The organism is Pirellulimonas nuda (assembly GCF_007750855.1).
GTDB classification, from domain to species: Bacteria; Planctomycetota; Planctomycetia; order Pirellulales; family Lacipirellulaceae; genus Pirellulimonas; species Pirellulimonas nuda.
Genome location: NZ_CP036291.1, coordinates 1,838,072 through 1,858,522, shown reverse-complemented (window position 1 = coordinate 1,858,522; position 20,451 = coordinate 1,838,072). Strand labels below are relative to the sequence as shown.

At 65.9% G+C, this 20,451-nt stretch carries 17 protein-coding genes and 1 tRNA gene; 10 read left to right on the top strand and 8 right to left on the bottom strand.

Features of this window, described 5'->3' with window-relative positions:
- Positions 1–68 precede the first annotated feature (68 nt).
- Complete coding sequence (gene msrA / locus Pla175_RS26440) at positions 69–1,211, top strand: peptide-methionine (S)-S-oxide reductase MsrA (RefSeq protein ID WP_145282827.1); 1,143 nt, start codon at positions 69–71, stop codon at positions 1,209–1,211.
- Positions 1,212–1,258: 47 nt separating this feature from the next.
- On the opposite strand, the gene Pla175_RS07725 is transcribed toward msrA, so the two are convergent.
- Positions 1,259–2,335, bottom strand: coding sequence for a calcium/sodium antiporter (locus tag Pla175_RS07725; protein WP_145282825.1), 1,077 nt, complete (start codon positions 2,333–2,335; stop codon positions 1,259–1,261).
- 165 nt (positions 2,336–2,500) lie between these two features.
- Here Pla175_RS07725 and Pla175_RS07720 point away from each other — a divergent pair, with 165 nt between their 5' ends.
- The 3 genes from Pla175_RS07720 to kdsB all read left to right on the top strand — a co-directional run bounded on the left by Pla175_RS07720 (position 2,501) and on the right by kdsB (position 4,649).
- Positions 2,501–3,661 carry a hypothetical protein gene (locus Pla175_RS07720; protein WP_145282822.1) on the top strand — a complete coding sequence of 387 codons (1,161 nt, stop codon included), beginning with the start codon at positions 2,501–2,503 and terminating at the stop codon, positions 3,659–3,661.
- 152 nt (positions 3,662–3,813) lie between these two features.
- Positions 3,814–3,886 (top strand) — tRNA-Lys (locus tag Pla175_RS07715).
- Between the two features lie 19 nt (positions 3,887–3,905).
- Complete coding sequence (gene kdsB, locus Pla175_RS07710; protein WP_145282820.1) at positions 3,906–4,649, top strand: 3-deoxy-manno-octulosonate cytidylyltransferase; 744 nt, start codon at positions 3,906–3,908, stop codon at positions 4,647–4,649.
- Positions 4,650–4,652: 3 nt separating this feature from the next.
- On the opposite strand, the gene Pla175_RS07705 is transcribed toward kdsB, so the two are convergent.
- Entirely contained in the window at positions 4,653–5,093 is a 441-nt protein-coding gene (locus Pla175_RS07705) for a nucleoside deaminase (protein ID WP_145282818.1), read from the bottom strand.
- A 223-nt stretch (positions 5,094–5,316) separates the two neighbouring features.
- Here Pla175_RS07705 and Pla175_RS07700 point away from each other — a divergent pair, with 223 nt between their 5' ends.
- Both Pla175_RS07700 and Pla175_RS07695 read left to right on the top strand, forming a co-directional pair.
- On the top strand, positions 5,317–7,029 hold the full coding sequence (locus Pla175_RS07700) for a vWA domain-containing protein (protein WP_145282816.1): 1,713 nt from the start codon (positions 5,317–5,319) through the stop codon (positions 7,027–7,029).
- A gap of 344 nt (positions 7,030–7,373) precedes the next feature.
- A complete protein-coding gene (locus Pla175_RS07695) occupies positions 7,374–9,293 on the top strand; it encodes a hypothetical protein (RefSeq protein WP_145282813.1) in 1,920 nt (639 codons plus the stop codon).
- Between the two features lie 24 nt (positions 9,294–9,317).
- On the opposite strand, the gene Pla175_RS07690 is transcribed toward Pla175_RS07695, so the two are convergent.
- On the bottom strand, positions 9,318–11,681 hold the full coding sequence (locus Pla175_RS07690) for a carboxylesterase family protein (RefSeq protein ID WP_145282811.1): 2,364 nt from the start codon (positions 11,679–11,681) through the stop codon (positions 9,318–9,320).
- 204 nt (positions 11,682–11,885) lie between these two features.
- Here Pla175_RS07690 and Pla175_RS07685 point away from each other — a divergent pair, with 204 nt between their 5' ends.
- Positions 11,886–13,295 (top strand): HD domain-containing protein, encoded by a 1,410-nt coding sequence (locus tag Pla175_RS07685; protein ID WP_145282809.1) that lies wholly within the window; start codon positions 11,886–11,888, stop codon positions 13,293–13,295.
- Between the two features lie 126 nt (positions 13,296–13,421).
- Complete coding sequence (purB, locus tag Pla175_RS07680) at positions 13,422–14,846, top strand: adenylosuccinate lyase (RefSeq protein ID WP_145282807.1); 1,425 nt, start codon at positions 13,422–13,424, stop codon at positions 14,844–14,846.
- Positions 14,847–14,969: 123 nt separating this feature from the next.
- Here purB and Pla175_RS07675 read toward each other — a convergent pair whose 3' ends face one another.
- The 5 genes from Pla175_RS07675 to proC form a co-directional block, all read right to left on the bottom strand.
- On the bottom strand, positions 14,970–15,752 hold the full coding sequence (locus Pla175_RS07675) for an SDR family NAD(P)-dependent oxidoreductase (protein WP_145282805.1): 783 nt from the start codon (positions 15,750–15,752) through the stop codon (positions 14,970–14,972).
- A 43-nt stretch (positions 15,753–15,795) separates the two neighbouring features.
- Positions 15,796–16,359: an elongation factor P gene (locus Pla175_RS07670; protein WP_145282802.1), complete on the bottom strand. Its 564-nt coding sequence runs from the start codon at positions 16,357–16,359 to the stop codon at positions 15,796–15,798.
- Between the two features lie 109 nt (positions 16,360–16,468).
- On the bottom strand, positions 16,469–16,963 hold the full coding sequence (locus Pla175_RS07665; protein ID WP_145282800.1) for a hypothetical protein: 495 nt from the start codon (positions 16,961–16,963) through the stop codon (positions 16,469–16,471).
- A 175-nt stretch (positions 16,964–17,138) separates the two neighbouring features.
- A complete protein-coding gene (locus Pla175_RS07660; RefSeq protein WP_231954257.1) occupies positions 17,139–17,411 on the bottom strand; it encodes a hypothetical protein in 273 nt (90 codons plus the stop codon).
- Between the two features lie 26 nt (positions 17,412–17,437).
- A complete protein-coding gene (proC, locus tag Pla175_RS07655; RefSeq protein ID WP_145282797.1) occupies positions 17,438–18,250 on the bottom strand; it encodes a pyrroline-5-carboxylate reductase in 813 nt (270 codons plus the stop codon).
- A 230-nt stretch (positions 18,251–18,480) separates the two neighbouring features.
- On the opposite strand from proC, the gene Pla175_RS07650 reads away from it, so the two are divergent.
- Entirely contained in the window at positions 18,481–18,903 is a 423-nt protein-coding gene (locus Pla175_RS07650; protein ID WP_197527335.1) for a hypothetical protein, read from the top strand.
- Between the two features lie 73 nt (positions 18,904–18,976).
- Complete coding sequence (locus Pla175_RS07645; RefSeq protein WP_145282792.1) at positions 18,977–20,365, top strand: hypothetical protein; 1,389 nt, start codon at positions 18,977–18,979, stop codon at positions 20,363–20,365.
- The last annotated feature ends 86 nt before the right edge of the window (positions 20,366–20,451 follow it).

The window sequence follows — 20,451 nt, the reverse complement described above, 5'->3', positions numbered from 1 at the left end:
CGAAACCATTCCGCTGTCAAAGACGTACCTTTGGAAAGAGTCGCCCCTCTGCCCACAAGGAGCAGCCCATGCCGTTCGCTTCCAATCCACTCCGCCGATTCTGGGCGACTACGCCGCTGCTGGTCGCTGGGATAGCCGCAGGAACTTTTTTCGCCATGAACAGCCATAGCGCCGAGACGACCAGCCCCCGCCCCCAGGGCTCCGCTCCCAAGCCGGAGAACCTGAAGCTTGCGACTTTCGGCAACGGCTGCTTCTGGTGCACCGAGGCGGTCTTTCGCGAGCTGCGCGGCGTCTACGGCGTCACCTCGGGCTACACCGGCGGCTCGGTCGCCAACCCCACCTACCAACAGGTCGGCATGGGCGTCACCGGCCACGCCGAGGCGATCCAGGTCGAGTACGACCCCAAGCAGATCGGTTATGCCGACTTGCTCGAAGTGTTCTGGAAGACGCACGACCCCACAACGCTCAACCGCCAGGGCGCCGACGTCGGCACGCAGTACCGATCCGCCGTCTTCTACCACGACCAGGAGCAGCAGGCGTTGGCGGAAGAACTCAAGGAGAAGCTCGATAAGTCGGGGGCGTTCAACGCTTCGATCGTCACCCAGATCGTCCCCGCGGCAGAGTTCTACCCGGCCGAGGGCTACCACCAGGACTACTACGCTGAAAACCCCGAGCAGCGCTACTGCCAGCTCGTGATCGTTCCGAAGCTGGAGAAGTTCCGCAAGGTCTTCGCGGACAAGCTCCGCAAGGACGAACCGGAGACGACGGCCGAGGCCCCCCAGCCGCTGCCCGATGAGCTGCCGCCCGGGACCGACTTCTCCAAGGTCGACTGGAAGAAGTTGCTCACGCCGGAGCAGTACCGCGTGACTGAGCTAGCCGGCACGGAGCGACCCTTCCAGAACGAGTTCTGGAACGTCACCGAAGACGGCGAGTACCGCTGCGTGCGGTGCGGCCAGTTGTTGTTTGAGTCCGACTCAAAGTTCGAATCGGGCTGCGGCTGGCCCAGCTTCGACGTAGCGGCCGCCAATGGCGCGGTGGTACTCAAGCCAGACAACAGCCTCGGCATGGTGCGGACCGAAGTGCGGTGCAGCCGCTGCGACGCCCACTTGGGGCATCTTTTTGACGACGGCCCCACCGAAACCGGCCAGCGCTTTTGCATCAACTCTGCGTCACTGAAGTTTAAGAAAGAGAAGCAAGCGGCGCCCAAGTAGCATCTGTCGCGCACGGCGACGTAGAGGGGGGTTCGACGTTGGACGCGCTACTGGCGGTCTACTCTTTTCTTGCTAGCGATGAGCGAGATGCCGGTCACCACCATCAGCGGCACGACGAACGCAGCCAGCATCCAGGGCTTGGCCGGAGCGCCGTGCAGGTAGACCGCTGACCACCCACAAAACGCAAGGAAGGCCGCGTAGAACGCTAGCATCACGGCGCCTTCCCAGCGGTGGATCGCCATGCCGTTGCTGAAGATTGGCATGCAGACCAGCGAGACCGCGATCATCAGTGGGATGTCGAAAGCCAACGACGGCGCCGATACCGCGATCCCGCCGGGCGAGACGATCGCAGAGAGGCCGAGCACGCCGAGGATGTTGAGGATGTTGCTGCCCACCACGTTGCCAACCGCCAAGTCGCGTTTGCCGCGCACGGCAGCCATGATGCTTGTGGCGAGCTCGGGAAGCGACGTGCCGATCGCAACGACGGTCAACCCGATGACCAGCTCGCTGACGCCGGCCAAGCGTGCTAGCTCGGTGCAACCTTCGACGAGGATCCCCGAAGCGTAAACAAGCAGCGCGATCCCCACGACCAGCAGCGCGAGTCCTCCCGCCATGAAGGCCCCGCCGGGCTGCGCGGGCGCAAGCTCGTCGAGTTCCGCGGCCAAGAGCTGCGATTCCCGTCGCCCGACCGCCAGGGTCCACGCAAAGTAGGCGACCAGCGCAACGGTGAACCCGACCCCGTCCAGCGGCGAGATCACCCCGTCGCGGCCGACTAAGTACAAGGCGACCGCCGTGGCGATCATCACCGGAACATCCAGCTTGAACAGCCGGACGTTGACCGCGAGCGGAGTGACAATGGCGCTGACGCCTAAGATCAATAGGATGTTCGCCAGGTTGCTCCCCACCGCGTTGCCGATCGCAAGGTCGGTCTGACCCGCGTAGCACGACTGCACCGAGACGGCGAGCTCGGGCGCGCTGGTGCCGAAGGCCACCACGGTTAGGCCAACCACCAGCGGCGAGATCTTCGCCGCCAGGGCGAGCCGCGTGGCGCCGCGGACCAGCAGTTCCCCCCCGGCGATCAGTCCGATGAAACCGCCAACGATGCTCCAGACGATCCAGTACACGGGCCCTCACTCGGGGGTGGGGGGCGGCGGGCAGCCGCCCGGCGGGACGTTTCCGTTGCTCTCAAGGCCAGCTAGTCTAGAGGCCTAGTCGCGGACGACGCGAGGGTCGCCCCCTAGCGCACCGGCTGATCGCCGCACCCGTAGCTTCCGAAAGGCAGCCCCTCAATGCAAAAAATCCTACGACAAGCCCTGTCGCTCGCCTGCCTGACGCTGCTAACGGCCGGCTGCGAAAAACCGGCGCCGGCGCCCCCTGCCCCCGCGGCGCGCGAAGCCGCGGCCCCGCCGACCGCACCGGTTGGGACGCCCGCGGAAGCCGGGCTGCCAGCCGGCTACGACGACTTTCCGACCTTTGGCCTAGCGATCAAGCCTCCGCCGGGATGGCGCCGCGACCCCGCGATGGCCCCGGCCGGGTTTGTGGGGCGCTGGCTTCCCGAGAACGACGCGGACGACGACTGGTCGCAGTTCGCGATCGACCTGCAACCGAGCCGTGGCAAGAGCCTCCGCGGCGCCGCCGATCTCTTCACGCGTCAGGGATACGCGCTCGAAGAATTCCAGCTCGACGGGTTCCCGGCGGTCCGCCTTACCAAGCCCTCGGTTCCTAAAGATGCAAACCCCGAGCTGGTCGAGCGGCACCGATCGATGCCCTCGCCGGTGGTCGCCTGCGCTCGCGGCGGGTCGATCTACCGGATCTTGTTCCTGCTGGATGGCCCCCAAGAACTCCCGCTAGCGACTGCGACCATCCAGAGTTGGCGGTGGCGCGACACGGCGCGGGCCGTCGACCACCTGGAGTTGGGCGACCCGGTCGCTGTGCTGGACAACGTCGGAACGCTCCGTATCCCTAAAGCGGCCCGCCGCGACCTGACGATGCAGGGACCCGGGTCTGACGGGATCGTGGTGTTCGATTACCGCGCGGAGCAAGACGCGATCCTCATGGCCCTAGAAGTCGCAGACCCCGAAAACGGCGACACGCTCCAGCTCCAAACGCAAAGGTATTCCGAGCAAGTAGAGTCCCACACCCGGCTGAACGCCATGATCCGTTTTGCGCCAGAACCAAAGTCGAAGCTGGAGCACGTGTGGGTGAGCGACCCGCTGGAGATGAGCTTCCAGACAGAAGACGGACGAGACGTGAAACGCCTCAGCCTCTACGCGGTTTGGCGCCCCCACGCCGATAAGTTCGTGCGGATGCAGTTCGTCATCAACAACGAGGTCATTAGCGAACCAGAAGATATTGAGAAGGCGGTCGAGGCGATCCGGGCGATCGTACAGTCGTGCTCGGTAGAACGTGAAAACAAGGGCGCCGAAGAGCCGCACGCCCCCTCGGAATAGCGTCCTCCGGGTGCGGCGTGGGGAAACCGAGCGAACTTTGCCGGCGGAGTCCGGTCGGCTGCGCCACCCCCTACGCCACTGCGGCTCGCCGAGTTCGCCATCGATGGGACGCTGGGTGATCGGCCGTCAATCTGCTAAAAATGAGGCGTCGCGAGCCTGTAGCTCAGTCGGTAGAGCAACGGACTTTTAATCCGTGGGTCGTGGGTTCGAATCCCGCCGGGCTCATTTTTTGCGTGTTTCTGCTATGCCTGCCCCCACCAAGCTTCTTGCGGTTATCCCCGCCCGCTACGCCTCGCAGCGCTTCCCGGGCAAGCCGCTGGCGCTGGTCGGGGGCATCCCGATGGTCGTGCGGGTGCACCGCGCTACCGCCCAAAGCGGGGTTTTTGGCAAGACGGTTGTCGCCACGGACGATCAGCGGATTGCCGAGGTGGTGACCGCCGCGGGGGGAGAGGTAGAGATCACCCGCGCCGATCACGCCACCGGCACCGACCGAGTGGCCGAAGTCGCGGCCCGCTACCCGGACTACGACGTGGTCGCCAACGTGCAGGGAGACCAGCCGTTTGTGCACCGGGGGCTGCTGGAGGCCTTGGTCGCCCCCTATTTGCGGGGTGAGCGGCCAGAAATGACGACCATCGGCTGCCCGCTGCCCGCTGATGGCGCCGACGATCCGAACGTGGTGACCGTGATCACGGGCGTCGACGGCCGGGCGCTCTACTTTTCTCGGTCTGCGATCCCGTACCCTCGCAATCCAGGCCCCGCGCCCGCCTATCATCACCTGGGCCTGTACGCGTTCCGTAGCGACTTCCTCGCCCAGTACGCCCAACTCACGCCCACGCCGCTCGAAGCCAGCGAGGGACTAGAGCAGCTCCGCGTGCTAGAGCACGGATACACTATCGGGGTCTCGCTGGTGGACGCGTCGGTGCCAGAGGTTAACACCCCCGAAGAGCTGGAAGCCGCCAATCGGCTCGCCGCGGACTGGGACAAGTAGCGGTCACTCCTGGCCGATATCCTCGTTCCACAACTCTGGGCTGGCCGCGATGAACGCCTCCATCAGCGCCACGCACTCGGCGTCGTCTCGGATCTCCAGGTCGATGCCGCGCCGGCGGAGGTAGTCTTCCGGCCCCTGAAACGTGCGGTTCTCCCCCACGATTACGCGCGGGATCCCGTACAGCAGCGCGGCGCCGCTGCACATGTCGCACGGGGAGAGTGTGGAGTAGAGCGTCGCCCGGTGGTATTGGGCGGGCGAAAGCCGGCCCGCGTTTTCTAGGCAGTCCATCTCGGCGTGGAGGATGGCGCTCCCCCGCTGCACCCGCCTGTTGTGTCCCCGCCCCACGATGGCGCCATCAAGCACCAGCACCGAGCCGATGGGGATCCCCTCTTCGGCGAGCCCCAGGCGCGCCTCCTCGATCGCCGCAGCAAGGAACGGGTCCATTTCTTCTCCTGGTTCTAGGGATTTTCGCCACCAAAGGCGCACGCAAGCACGAGGAAACACGTTTCTGCCGGGCCGCGCAATGCCGACGCGATCGCTTTTCGGCCCGACTTCGTTAGCCCCGGCGCACTTGGCAGTTCGTTTTGCGTGAACGCGTTCGCGTGCCTTTTTGAGCCGCCTGACTAGAATACCGCGAGTCCTAGTAGTTCCAACCACGCGCTGGTGTATGGCTGATCGAAACAATCTGGGGGGCGTGATTCACACGTACCAGAAGTACGACCCCGCGCGGTTCCCCAGCCCCACCGAAGAACCGCCCGACCTGGTGTCGGCCGCGTTTGAACACATGTTGATGTTCGGCGAGGGGCGGGAGCTTTCCGAAGAAGAACTGGCGCGCGCGGTTCGACTCGACCCGAGCCAGATCGCCGGGCTGGGCCCCAGCATCGAGGCGTTGCGGGCGATGCTGGAAGAGCGGAAGCGGAAGATCCTGGAGCGTTACGAGACACGCTCGGTCCGCAAACGGGCCGCCAAGGCGTTCCGCAAGCAGGCGGCCGAGACCGAGGCGCCAAAACAGCACCGCGACCGCTTCCACCACGCGGTGCAGAGCGAGCAGCTCCGCGACATGGAGCGGCTGTGGTACGCCGCGGGAGACGACCAGGGCTCGTTCGCCCGCGGGCTGGTGCGGGTGTTAGAGCGGCTGGGCGAGAAGTACGAGATCGAGGAACTGGTCGCCCGCTACGCTTTCACGGGCAACCAGTCGCTCACGGTCGCCGAGGCAATCGCGGTTAAGGAGGAGCTCGACAAGATTGAGGAGCTGCTCAAGCAGCTCGAAGAGGCGGCCAAGACGGCCCAGATCGGCCTGATCGATATGGAGCTGCTCGCGGAGTTCGCCCAGCCGGGAGACGTGCAGCAGCTCTCGACGCTGCAACAACAGGTGCAGGACTACCTGCGCGAGGCGGCCGAGCGTCAGGGCCTGGAGCACTCCGGCAGGAACTTCCGGCTCACGCCGCAGGCCTACCGCGTGTTCCAAGGGAAGCTGCTAAGCCGGTTGTTCAGCGACCTGCAGGCCTCGCGCACCGGCCGGCACCAGGGCCCGGTGGTAGGCGAGGGCGCCGTCGAAACGCAGTCGACCAAAGCGTACGAGTTTGGCGACTCGATCGCCAACATGGACCTCGTGAGCACCATCACCAACACCGTCATCCGCAGCAAGAAAAACGCCGAGGAAGCCTCGACGTTCGCCCTTCATCCGGACGACCTGCTGATCCACCGCACGCGCAACACCCCCAAGTGCGCCACCGCCGTGGTGATGGACATGAGTGGCTCGATGCGCTACGACGGCCAGTACATCAACGTCAAGCGGATGGCCCTGGCGCTCGAAGGACTGATGCGGAAGGAGTTCCCTGGCGACTGGCTTGGCTTTATCGAGGCGTTCAGCTTCGCGAGGGTCGTTGAACGTTCGAAGCTGGTGACGCTGATGCCCAAACCGGTGACGATCTCCAACCCGGTGGTGCGGCTGCGGGCCGACATGAGCAACCCCGACGTCTCCGAGCAGATGGTGCCGCCGCACTTCACCAACCTGCAGCACGGCCTGTCGCTGGCGCGGAAGATGCTCAGCGTGCAGGACACCCCAAACCGACAGATCGTGCTGATCACCGATGGTTTGCCGACCGCGCATTTTGAGGGGCAAGAACTTTTTCTGCTCTACCCGCCGGACCCACGCACCGAGGAAGCGACCATGCGCGAGGGTCGGTTGTGCCAACGCGAAGGGATCACAATCAACCTGTTCCTGCTGCCAAGTTGGTCGCAAACCGAGGAAGACGTGCGGTTCGCCTACCGGCTGGCGGAATCCACCACCGGGCGCGTGTTCTTCACGGCCGGCCGCGACCTCGACCGCTACGTCGTCTGGGACTACGTGAACCGCAGGCGGGAAATCCTTGCGTAGCAGCGGATCTCCCGCTTGTGGCGAATACATCGGACGCAGCCGAAGGCAACCGTTCCACGCGCCCCGCTAGATCCAGACCATCGGTGAGCGTCCTCGGAGTAGTGGGCGGCACCCCGCCACCATGATAAACTACCCATCTTGACATCGACTGATTCCGTCTGTGCTGCTGGCGCTGGGCGTGTCAGTCGCATCGGTCGGTGCTGCTAGCGAAGGTCGAGCGTTGAGTCTCGATATAAAAATCGTCGGCGGGGGCGCCGACCGAAGAGTACTTAGCCGGTTCACCGTCTTCCCGCTCTAGAGCTGCGGTTCGCCCTCCCCTTACCGCTGCGAAGGAATCCGCCGTAATGCGAATCCAAGTCCGTTGTGCCTGCTCCCGCGTCGCCCTCTTGCTGCTGACCGCGACGTGCGCCCAGACGTTTGCGGCTCCCGCGGCCGACCAATTGATGCCCGCGGCCACCGTCGGCTTCGTGTCGATCCCGGACGCCGCAGAGCTGCGCGACCGGTTTGATCAGACGCAGGTCGGCTTGATGCTGCGCGACCCCACTATGCGGCCTTTCGCGGACCAGATCCGCGCCGGCATCGAGAAGCAACTGGGCGCCGCTCCCGAACGTGTGGGGGTGGCCTTAGACGACATTGTCGCCGCCGCCGGCGGCGAGGCCTCGATCGGCTTGGTGAAGCTTGCTGCGGATCAGGCCTCCGTGTTGGCGACGATCGACTGCACGGGCAAACAGATCGAGCGACAGGCGATGCTCGCCCGGGTCGATCAACGGCTGCGGGCCCGCGGCGCACGCGCCGCTACCCAGACCGTTGGCGCCGCTCATGTAACAACCTACACGCTTCCCCCCACCGAGAAGCGGCCCCGCGAGGCTCAGATCCTGATCGCGACGGCCGGCGACCTCGTGCTGGCCGCCGACGACGCCGCCGGGATGCGCGGCCTGCTAGCGCGTGCGGCCGGGGGCGGCGACGCCTCGCTCTCCACGAGCGAGGCCTACCGCGCCGCGATGCGTCGGCTCAAGACCGAGGACCAAGGCATCGCCGCGAACCTGCGCTGGTTCATCGTGCCCAGCGAGTACGACATCGCCTCGCGCAGCCTGCAAGAGAAGCTCGCCCTGCCCGACAAGAAAGACCTGCTGACGATCCTCCGCGAGCAGGGCTTCGACGGGATCCGCGGCGTCGCCGGTTTCGTTCACGTGGCGGTTGACCCCGGGCGCGACTTCATCCACCGCACCACCATCTACGCCCCCGCGCAGCCGGGCGCCCGCAGCGACCACGCCCGCGACAAGTACCGGCTGGCGATGCAGATCGCCGAGCTCCCCAACCGCAACGACCTGTCGATCCAGCCGTGGGCCCCGCGGATGGCCGCGAAGTACTCGACGTTCAGCCTTGATATCCCCAACGCGTTCGACAAGGTCGAGCCGCTCTACAACGCGCTGGCCGGTTACGACGACGCCTACCGCACCACGCTTGACGGTTTCGAGAAAGACCCGTTCGGCGCCCAGGTAAACCTGCGTGAGCAGTTGGTGCGTCACCTTGGGAGCCGCGTGACATTTGTCACCGACTACAAACAGCCGATCGTGCCAGACTGCGAGCGCTACCTGATCGTCATCGAAACGAAGAACCCGTCGGCGCTAGCCGCGCCGATCAACCGGCTGATGGAGAAGGACAACGCGGTCCGCAAGTCGCTCGCGGGGGTTGAGTACTGGGAAGTGCTCCCCGAGCAGCAGTCGCAGACCTCGACGAACTACGACGGCAGCCTGCTGCCGCTGGAGGACGACTTCGCTCAAGAGCCACAGGAAGAACGCGTGCTGCGTCGCGCGGCGGTTTGCCTGCACGGCGCCGACCTGCTGGTAGCCTCGGATGCGGAGTTCTTGGCTCAGGTGTTGGAAGGGGTCGCTCGGCGAGAGTCGCTGGCCGAGGGGTACGACTTCCAGGCCGCCGTGAGCGAGCTCGACCGGGTCGCCCCGGCCGCGCGTAGCGCCTGGGCCTTTGTCCGCACCGAGGAGATCGTCCGCCCCACGTACGAGCTAATCCGCGCCAACCGCATGCCGGAGGCCGAGACGTTCCTGGGCCGGCTGATGAACAAGATGCTCACCACCGAGCAAGACCTGGAACGCGGCGTTATCCGCAAGCAGCGGATCGACGGCGCATCGCTCCCGAGCTTCGAGGTGGCGCGTCGGTACTTCGGCCCCAGCGCTCGGGCGATCCGTACGGACAAGGACGGCTGGCTCGTCACCGGCGTGGTGTTGAGCAAGGCGGCGGGGTAAGGCGGCGGCCGCCGACACGGGGCTCTACGGCCACTCCACCTTGGCCCAGAAAGGCCGCTTGCGGTCGCCGCGGGTGCGGGCGTCCTCCAGCAGCACGGCCAGGTCGGGCTCTGCTCCGGCGGCGCGGCTGGTGGCCCTGCGGCGGTTGATTTCGACTTCCACCGGCTTGTCGAAGTCGACGATGTCCGGCGAAAGCCAAACCGTCACCCGTCCCGCAGGCGCCACGGCCCCAAGTTTGTTGCCTGCGTACTTGCGACCCCGGAGCGGGGCCGCTCGGACGCCCCGCTCGGGGGGCCAGTTGTCGGGGTGGACCATCGATTTTTCGGGGAGGTCCTGCACCTCTAGCCACCAATAGAAGCTGTCCCAGGGCCGCATAGAGACCACCTCGAACTGCTCCGGGGGCGGTCGGCGTTTCTTGCGCCCCATCCAGTCGAAGAGCCGCTGGATCTCGTCGCTGAAGGGCTCGTGCCCGCGGCCGAGCAACTCAACGACGGTCATGTCGTCGCGGCCACGGAGGTAGCGGTCGTACTCTCGCGCGCCGGCCGCGACCTTGCCCCCGTCGAGCTCTCCCTGAACGAAATACCAAGGGACGTACTCGGCGTTCTTGCCGTACCAAAGTGCGAACTTCTCTGGGCGCGCCAAGAACGGGATGACCCCCGCCCACAGGTCGGGGTGCGCCAATCCAATATCCCAAGCGGCGTCCCCCCCCATATCGTGCCCGGTAAGGAAGACGCGATCGGTGTCGATCGCCACGCGCCGCATCGCGTCGCGTAGGGCCGCCAGCACGCTGGCGTGCTCGCGTGCCGAGAAATCGTACTGAAACTGGTGCGGCTTCTGCCAATCGACCGCGATCGTGATGTAGCCGTGCCGCATGGCCTGCCCCATGCGGCCCCGATCGTTATCGGGCTCATTTTTTGGGAGCGGTCCGGACCAGAAGTCGAGCTGCTGCTCGGGGAGATAGCCCAGCCCATTGAGCGTCACAATGGTGGGGTAGCTGCGGAGCGGGTCGTAGTACGGCGGCAGTTGCACCAGGTATCGCACGTCGCCCTGGCCGACGCCGATCGGAGTAAACAGTTCGAACTGGCCGGGCGCTTGTTGCGCCTCTTCTGGCAGCGGCAGCGGGGGCGCCATCAGCTTCAGAAGCTCTGCTACGCGGGCCACCGAAGCGCCTTCCATGTCGCGGATATCAACCAACAGTCGGTCGCGCACCGCCGGGGTAGGCTCCCGCAAATACGCAAGCACCTTTTCTCGCACGTGAAACAGCGAAAGCGCGGTCGGCAGGTTGTCGGTCGCTTGGTTGGCGCCCAACAGCCAACCGCTTATGGCCAGGGCGCACTTCTGTTCATTGGAGAGAGCGTCGCCGTCCGAGAGGTTGAGGAAGGCGACCATGCGTGGGAGCGAGATGTCGTTCAGCTCCGCCGCGATTTCCTTCTCGACCGATTCCCCGATCGCTCGCACCTTGGGCTCGGCGATCCCCTCGACTACCTGCCGCAGACGATCGAGCACCTCCTTTTGCAAGGCGTCACGTTCTTGCAGCGCCTTAAGCATCTCACGCACTTGCTGGAGCGTTTCGCCGGCGACCGCGTCGCTGGGAAAGGTTTCCAGGAGCTGTCGCACCAACGGGTACTGCCCGGCGTCGCGGCGGAGCTCGATCTCCTTCAGGATGCTGCGGGCGCCCAACTGGCGTAGCTGCCGCGCGTCGGCCGCTAGGTCTTCCGCCTCCGGGAAGTCGATCAGCACCTGCTCCAGTTCCCGCCGGGCGTCGACGTAACGTTCCCCTTGCAGGTAGAGCCTCACGACCTGGAGCCGTGCCTCCAGGTCGCCCTGCTCAGCCGTTTGCTGCAGGATCATCGACAGCGTTTCGCGTGGGATGCTGCTGGTAGCGATCCGCTGGTCCCAGACGTAGCTGGTGGGCTCCGCGCTAAGGCCACGCACGCGTGTGTACACGGGCGTGATCTCGGTGATCCCCTGCACCACGGAGATCACGCCCCCCGGCCCCTGCATCTCATAGATACGCCGGCCGAACTGGTCGAAAGGGGTCACCCGAACCATCCGCCCGACCCGTCCCAGCCCCATCCCGTGCTCGGCGTCGTTCTGCCAGACGCGGATCTTGATCTGCCGCTCGGCCTCTTGATCGATGATGTCGCGGACGAACGCCTTGGGGACGAAGGTCCGCCGCAGCCCGTCGTCGACGATCAAGATGGGCGTCACCTTGACCCCCCCGGCGGGGGCGCTGGGCTTGGTGGGGTCTTCCGCCACGCCGGAGGTCTCGCCGATCTTACCGACCAGCGTGCGGCCGTCTTCCAGTTGGATCGTGGCGGCGTGTGAGCCGTAGGCGATGAGTAGGCCGGCTGCGACTCCGAGCCAGATTGATTGGTGCAAGTTCACGGCAATTTCGGTTAGGCGAGGATTCCCACCCTTCATTGTGAGCCGGGAAGCGGACGGGTCAAACCAAAGTCCGCTTCTAAGGGTCGCAAGGGTTGTCGCGACGGGACAGCGGCCTGCTGTGGCGTAGCTCGGCGGCGAACGACGCTTTATGCCCCATCTATCGCGTCCTTGGCCTTTCCGCCCTTACCCTGCACAATACCCGGCATGAAGGACTTCGCCCGCGAGAGCCTGTGCCACGACCCGGTTCATGGGTACATCCCGTTCGTGTCGGTGGTCCCCGCCGGGGAAACCTCGGAGCGTGACCTGCTGGACCACCCCTGGCTGCAACGCCTGCGGCAGATCCACCAGTTGCAGACGGCCTGGTGGGTGTACCCCTCGGCCGAGCACACGCGGTTCCAGCACGTGGTGGGCGCCATGCACATGGCCAGCCGTACGGTCGAGGCCCTCTACCCCTCGTTGAGCGAGGCGTGCCAGGGCGATGTCCCCAGCCGCGGCTACGTCGAGTGCCTAGCCCGTTGCGCCGCGCTTTTGCACGACGTCGGCCACGGGCCGTTCGGACATTTCTTCGACGCGCACTACCTGAAGCCCCACTTCGGACTAAACCACGAGACGCTGGGCGCCCACATCATCGTGCACGAACTGGGGGACCTGCTCCGCGGGGTCCGCGAGTGCCCCACAAGCCGGATCGCAGACGGCGAGGCGATCGACCCACATCAAATCGCGACGCTCATCATGCGACCCAAGGAGCACGACGGCCGAGAACACCCGCGGTGGTTGGTGCTGTTGCGCAGCCTCTTCTGCGGGCTCTACACGGTCGACAACATGGACTTCGTGCTGCGAGACGCGTATATGTCTGGCTACAGCGTCCGGTCGTTCGACGCGGACCGCCTGCTGCGCTACAGCTTCTTCAGTGAGAAGGGGCTGACGATCCACAAGAAGGGGGTCAACGCGCTGGTCAAGTTCATGCAGACCAAGAGCGAGTTGTTCCGGGCGGTCTACTTCCACCGCACGGTGCGGGCGATCGACAAGACGCTCGAAGGGCTGTTCCGTGACAGCCGCGAGCTGCTCTTCCCGGGCAATCCGCTGCAGCACCTGGCCGCCTATCGCGGCTTTACCGAGTGGTCGCTGCTGGTGGACGTCGCGCGGTGGTCGGCAAGCGACGACCCGCGGACGCGCGAGCTGGGCGTGCGCTGGGACCGTCTGCTCGCGAGGCAGGTGGAGTGGATCGCGGTGGAGGACCGAAATCAAACGATCACCGAAGGCGAGTCGGAACGGATGAGCATCTTCAGCGACGCGGCCATGGTGGAGCAGAAGATCCGCTCAGAACTCCCCGCCGAGATGCGCGGGCTGGACATGCAGATCGACCTCCCCCGGCACATCTACCGCCCCGATGCGCTCGCGGCCACGGCGGGGCAGAACTACCTGTACAACCCCTCCACCAACCGGGTCTACCCGCTGACAGACGACCAAGTGTTCGCCCAACTGCCGATCGCCCACCGCGCGTGCCGCGTGTACCTGCACAAAGACCACACGCCGGCCGAGGCCCGGGCCGTTGGGGCCGCGCTCGACGCGATCGTTGGGTCGCGAGGCGAGGATGACCTGACAAACATGTAGCGGGGCGATCTGGGCAAGCCAACGGAGTATTGTCGGGGCGCCATCAGCAAATAGTGCTATTTCTTGAGTCCTCCGGCGGCTGACGCCGACGGCTCGCCATCCCATTCGACTACTGACCCACAAGCAATGTCCGACCTCTACGAAAACCCCCTCATTACCCGCTATGCGTCGCGCGAGATGGCCTCCCTGTGGGGCGCGCAGCGGAAGTTCTCTACCTGGCGGCGGCTCTGGGTGGCGCTGGCCGAAGCAGAAGCAGAACTCGGTCTGCCGATCTCCGCGGCGCAGCTCGACGAGATGCGCGCGCACGTTGACGACATCGACTTCGACGCGGCCGCACAGTACGAGCGGCGGCTGCGGCACGACGTGATGGCCCACGTGCACGCCTACGGCGACCGTTGCCCTCAGGCCCGGGGCATCATCCATCTGGGCGCCACGAGCAACTTTGTGGTCGATAACGCCGACCTGATCTTGCTGCGGGAGTCACTGGCGATCGTGCGGCGCCGCTTGGTGTCGGTGATCGATTCGCTTGCCAAGTTCGCACAGCAGCACCGGTCGCTCGCGACGCTAGGCTTCACCCACTTCCAACCGGCACAGCCGACGACGGTAGGCAAACGGGCGACGCTGTGGGCCTACGACCTGGCGCTCGACCTACAAGAAGTAGAACACCGCATCGAAGCGCTCGCGGCACGCAGCATCAAGGGCGCGTCGGGGACCCAAGCGAGTTTCCTCGAGCTATTCGACGGCGACCACGCCAAGGTGGCGCAACTGGAACGGCTAGTGGCCCAGAAAATGGGCTTCGAACGCACCTACGCGGTCACCGGCCAGACCTACCCGCGGAAGGTCGACGCCCAGGTGCTCGACACATTGTCGGGGGTCGCCGCGAGCGCCCACAAGGCCGCCACCGACATCCGGCTGCTCGCCCACCGCAAGGAGATGGAAGAACCGTTCGAGGCGGAGCAGATCGGCTCGTCGGCGATGGCCTACAAACGCAACCCGATGCGGTGCGAGCGGATTTGCGGCGTCGCCCGTTTCGTGATGAGCCTCGCCGGAAACGGCGCCGCGACCCACGCTACGCAGTGGATGGAGCGCACGCTGGACGACAGCGCCAACCGACGCCTGACGCTCCCGCAGGCGTTTCTCGGGGTCGACGCGGTGCTGCGGATCTACCACAACGTCGCGAGCGGGCTGGTGGTTTATCCTCAGGTGATCGCCAAGCACCTGCGAGAAGAGCTCCCGTTCATGGCGACCGAGAACATCTTGATGGTCGCCGTACAGGCCGGCGGCGACCGCCAGGAACTGCACGAGCACATCCGCCAGCACAGCCAAGCCGCGGCGGGCCGGGTGAAGCAAGAAGGCGCCGTGAGCGACCTCATGGAGCGTTTAGCCGCGGACCCGGCCTTTGCCGGCGTCGACCTGGAAGCGGCCCTCGACCCGGCAAAGCTGGTGGGCCGAGCGCCGGAGCAGGTCGATGAGTTCCTGCGCGATGTGGCGGGGCCCATCCGCCAGCGCTACGCGGACGAGATCAGCGGGGCCGAAGAGCTTGCCGTGTAGCAGCAACAACCCGCGTGAGCCGGGGCGTCACCACCCCCAGCGTGGTCGAGAAGAGTTGATTGCGAGAGTTGCGCCACCGAGCCGGCGGCGGGGCGCTCCGGCTCGCAACGGTCGGTCGCTTGTTTACCCTCTCGGCGGCAGGGGCTGGATCGCCGTCACGATCCGTCGCACCAGCCAGCGGGGCGCGAAACGCACCGCAAACGCCATCAGCTTGTTGCTAAGCCCCGGCACCACAACCGCCTTGTTGTTGCGGAATCCGCGGTAGCCGGCGCGCGCCACCCCTTCTACCGGCACAGCGGTCGCCGCGATGGTCGATCCTTCCAGGCTCGCTTCTTTCACGAAGCCCGTGTCGGTCGGGCCGGGGCAGAGGCAGCTTATCTTCAGCGGCTGGCCACGCAGCTCTTCGTGGAGCGCCTCGGTGAACGACCGCACGAACGCCTTGCTGGCGTAGTAGATCGACATCGTGGGGCCCGGCACAAACGAGGCGGTGGAGCCGACGTTCAGCACCCCGCCCCGGCCGCGTTGCACCATGCCCGGGAGCAGCAGGTGGGTTAGCCGCACGAGCGAGGCGACGTTCACCTGCACCATATTCATCTGGCGTTCGAGGGGGACTTGCTCGAAGTAGCCGTGCTCGCCGAATCCGGCGTTGTTCACCAGCACATCGACCTGCCAGCGGGCCGCGGCGACGCGATCGAAAATGGACCGCGGCGCAGCGGCGTCAGCAAGATCGGCCGGCACGACCAGCGATTCAACGCCGTGCTCTGCGTGGAGTTGCCCCGCGAGGTCGTGCAGCTTGCCCTCGCTGCGCGCCACCAACACCAGATTGGCGCCGTCGGCGGCGAACAGCTTGGCTAGTTCGAGGCCGATGCCCGAGCTGGCGCCGGTGATAAGGGTGACCTCGGGCATCCGTTGTTTCTCGGTAAAGGCGGCTGGAACGGACGGTCTGGCGCTACGCCCGCGACAGGAACTCGCCCGTGCGGGTGTCGATCTTAATCTTCTCGCCCTGCTTCAGGTACTCGGGCACGTTCACCTGCAGGCCCGTCTCCATCTTGGCCGGCTTGGTGCGTCCGGTGGCGCTGTTGCCTTTGACGCCGGGGTCGCACTCGGTGATCGTTAGCTCGACGGTGGTCGGCAGTTGGATGCCCACGCACTCGCCGTTGTAGATCAGAGCGAACATCCCCTCGAGCCCGTCGGTGACGTACAGCAGGTCGTCCGCGGCGTCGGCGAGGGCGAGTTCGTACTGCTGGTAGTTCTCTCCGTCGAGCAGGTGAGCGACCTCCGTGTCGGCGTACATCAGCGAGACGGCCCGCTTCTCGAAGTCCGCGTCATCCAGGCCTTCTGTCCCCTTGAGGGTGATGTCGGCCTTCTGCTTGGTCACCAGGTTGCGCGCGCGGAATTTGTAGAGCGTGGCGCCGCCCCGCGCGCTGGGGGACTGAACGCTGAGCGATTCGATCAGGTGGGGCGCCCCGTTGTTGACGACGATCACACCTGGCTTAATGTCTTTGGCGAGCATGGGAAGCCTTTCCGCGGCGCATGAAGGGGAGACAGACACAAACGTGCGAGCCCGGGACGGTAGTTCCCGGACCGTGGGGCCGCAAGATCCCCCGGCCTTTTCGGACCGCCTACTCCAGCACCTCGCCGGCGCCGGGGTCGATGGCGACCCCCCCGGTCAGGGAAGCCAACGCCTCGACCACGCTGATCAGGCTGGCCGGGTCAAAGGTGTCGTCGAAGAACTCCTCGTCGGCCGGCTGGTCGTCCCATTCGTCCTGAACCTGCTCGAAATGCATCACGTCGAGCCGGGCGTCGGCCCGCAGCAACTGGGCGAGCTGGTCGTCGGTGAGCCGCTTCCGCATCGATTTGGCGAGTTCGGTGCTCTGCTCGATCACCACGTCACCCGCCTCGTAGCTGATCTCCATGGCGGCGTTGTCTTCCGGGGCCTGGACCAGCAACGACTGGAAATACCCCTCCTCGTTCGCCTCCAGGTTCTTCAGCTTTAGCCGCGGGCTGGCGTCCGCGATGGCGGACTCGAGCTGCATGATCGTGGGGCGATCGGAGCTGCGGAAGAGCACGAAGTAGGTTTCCCTCCAAGCGAGCTCGGGTGGGTTCGTATCAGACATCGCGTGGCGAGAGGGTAAAGGGCGGGGGGAAATCGTCAACAGACGTCAATTGGGGCGAGCCGTCGGTGTCGGCCGCCGGAGGCGATCAGCACTGTTTGGGAATCAAGCCGATGGGCGGGGAGTGCTCGGGCAAAGCTCCGGCGGCTTACGCCGACGGCTCGCCGAGAGGCAATCGTCACCAGGCCTCGCCATCTTCCGAGGGCCCGATCCCCCCCTGCCAGGCTTCCAGCTTCGCAATGGTTCGGTCGCGTTCTTCGAGGTTTGCCCAGACGCTCTCGCCCTGTTCGAGCCTTACCTCGTAGTACCCCTCCCGCATGCAGTCTTCTTCGCCGCAGAAGTGGGGCGTCGCGCCGATCCACATCACGCGGTACAGGGGGACCTGCTTGTCGTCGATGCGGCACAGAATCGACGTGCCGTGGTCGTCATTCGGGGTGTGTTCGGGTTCCACGTGTCTGCTTCCGATTAACTTTGGGGTTATCTACCGAGTTCTTGCGACCGATCTGTAGCCGCCGCCACGGTGTCGATCAGCGTGCTGCGCAGCCCGCCACGTTCTAACTCGGCGAGCCCCGCGATCGTTGTCCCGCCGGGGCTGGTCACCACGTCGCGCAGTTGAGCGGGGTGCTGCCCCGTTTCGATCACCATCGCCGCGGCGCCGGCGACCGTATGGGCGGCCAATCGGAGCGCCGCGTCGCGGGGGAGCCCAACCAGCACTCCGCCGTCGGTAAGCGCCTCGATCACGGTGTACACGTACGCCGGCCCCGATCCCGAAAGCCCGGTCACCGCATCGAGCAGCCGCTCTGGGAGCTCGATCGCCATGCCTACCGCGCCCAGGATCTTAGCCACACGCCGGCCGTCTTCCGAGGTGGCGTGGGGGCCCAGGCAGTAGGCGGACGCCCCCTGGCCGATCAGGCACGGCGTGTTGGGCATGACACGCACTACCCTGGCGCCGTCTGGCAGGGCTGCTGCGATCGAGCCGATCTTCACGCCAGCAGCGATCGACACCACCAGCGTCAGAGCGTCGATGGCGGGCGCCGCGTCCGCAAGCGCTTCGCCTGCGTATTGGGGCTTCACGGCCAGGACGACCGTTTCGGCGTCGATGACCGCCTGAGCCGTTTCTGCAACGGCGTTGGCGCCAGGGATCGCGCTTTCGAACCGCTCCCGCGCCTTGGGGTCGGGGTCGCTGGCCCAGATCTGGCGAGCGTCGGCCTGCTTGGAGCGGACCATCCCTCCCGCGAGCGCCGTGGCCATCTGGCCGGCGCCAATGAATGCCAGTTTGCCAGATGCCATATCGTCGGGCCGGGGGGGTCGCGAACAGTGCCGAAGTTGTTTCCTACCAACATCCTACGTCGTCGAGCCGGCCAGCTCAATCGGCGTTTTTCCACCGCCAACCAAGGCCGGGCGCATCCGCCTAGACCGTCCCAGAGAGTTCTGCCAGAATCCCGCCGCGCTTGACGAGCGCATTTTGGCAGACTCTTAACTCAATGAGGCTTGAAATCATGCGTTCCCAAGCCATTTGCGTGTTTTGGTTATCCGCAATCCTGCTGCTCGCCGGCCAGTGCCCGGCGCAAGAGGCGAGCGACGAAGCAGCGAGCGAGGAAAGCCGCTGGCTCTTCCGCTCCCCATTCGCCGACGTGAAGTGGCCGGAAATCAAGTGGAAGCAACCGGCAGTGGCCGGCGAAGAAGGCCAAGCCCCCAGCGAGAGCGTGCTGTTGGCGCCGTTCCGGAAACTCTCTTCCGCCACCCAGTCCGCCATGAGCGGGGTTCAATCCTCGTGGAACCGGACGGTTGACCGCTTCAAGATTACCGGCGAGCCGTCGCCAACGGCGCAAGCAAAGTCCCCGGGGTTCTTCCAACGGATGTTTGCGTCGGAGCCGGAGCCGCGTGGAGCCGAAACCATGCAGGAATTCGTGGCTCAGGAACGCCCTAAGCTTTCTCGGTAGCGGTCGTTTGCGGCGCAGCCTCGGCCCGTGGTAAAAAGCAGCCACGAAACCGTTCTGCCCCAGGCCACGCCCGATGAACCCTTCGGATTTTCTGCGCCAGCTCCCGTCGTTTTCCGACCTGCTCAAGCACCCGCGGATCGCTCCGCTGGCAGAGAAGCTATCTCCCGCCACCGTCGCCGATCGTGTGCGCGGCTTCCTCGACGAGGTGCGTGCCGAGGTCGGCCGGCGTGTTGACGGCGCCCAGCCCCCTTCGTTTCAGGAGCTGGTCGAAAAGCTAAGCCGCTACATCACGCGGGAACGCGTGGCAGAAGCCAGAGCGGCGATCAACGCTACCGGCGCGCTGTGGGGCCCCGACTGGCGCCAGCCCCCCCTCTCGGCCGAGGCGATCGAGGCGTTGCGACTGGCCGCCGTCGACTTCTTGTTGGCGCCCGCGGCAGCCGACCGGACCCAGCCATCCGCCGTCGAGTCGCGGCTCGCCACGCTCTGCGGCGCCGAGTCCGCGATGCTGTTTCAGTCTCGTGAAACGGCGCTGCTGATGCTGCTTCGGACGCACGGGGCCAAGGGCGTCGCCGTGGCGCGCGGCGAGGTCGGTTCCGTCTCGCCCGGGTGCCGCCTTACCGACCTCGCCAAAGAAGCAGGCGCCACACTGATAGAAGTCGGCGCGACGGACGAAGTAACCCCAGATGACTTTAGCTCGGCTGCCGCAGGGATCGTGCTGCAAACCACCATCGACGGCCTAGCGATGAGTGGCTCTCGGCGGCCCGATCTTCGCGCCATGGTTGAGTTGTGCAGCGCACAGCAGCGTCTGCTGGTTGTCGACCTCGGGATGGGCCCGCTGCTCGACGCGCCGTCGTACGAGGGGCTGGCGAGGCAGTCGGCGCAGGCCGCGTTGGCCGCCGGCGCCGACATGGTCGTGCTCTCGGGTCAGGGCCTGGTCGGCGGCCCTCAGTGCGGGGTTGTTCTTGCAAGCTCTGAGGCTCTTGCCCCGCTGCGGGACTTCAACCTACGCCGGCTGTACGAGCTGAACCCGTTGGCCGAGGCCGCGCTCGGCGCTACGCTTGACCTGTACGCCGACCCCGCCGAGGCGGCGCTCCGCATCCCGGTTTGGTCACTCTTGACCACCCCGGCTGAAAACCTGCGGCTACGCGCCGAGCGGATGGCGTTGCTACTGGCCGAGTGCCCCCTCGTCTCTGCCGCCACCGCGGTCAAGATCGAGCTCGTGGGGAGCCCACTGCGGTCATCCGTAGGTGGCCCCGACTCTTGGGGGGTCGAGCTCCGGCCTGCCGAAATGTCGGTAAGCGGGCTGGCAGAAAGGCTCGCGGGGGGCTCTCCGGCGATCCGCTGCCGGCAGACCGCAGACGCCGCCCTGCTCGATCTGCGTACGGTTTTTCCTCGCCAGGACCTCGAGATAACCGCGCAGCTTGGCCCGAGCGAGCAACCCCCGGCTAGCGGGGTGGGGTGAATGGGAAGGCTGCGGCAACTACAATGAAACACGGGGGCGGCGGTTCCGCCGCCGCGGCTCTCATTGATGGCTGATCTTGAGCAACA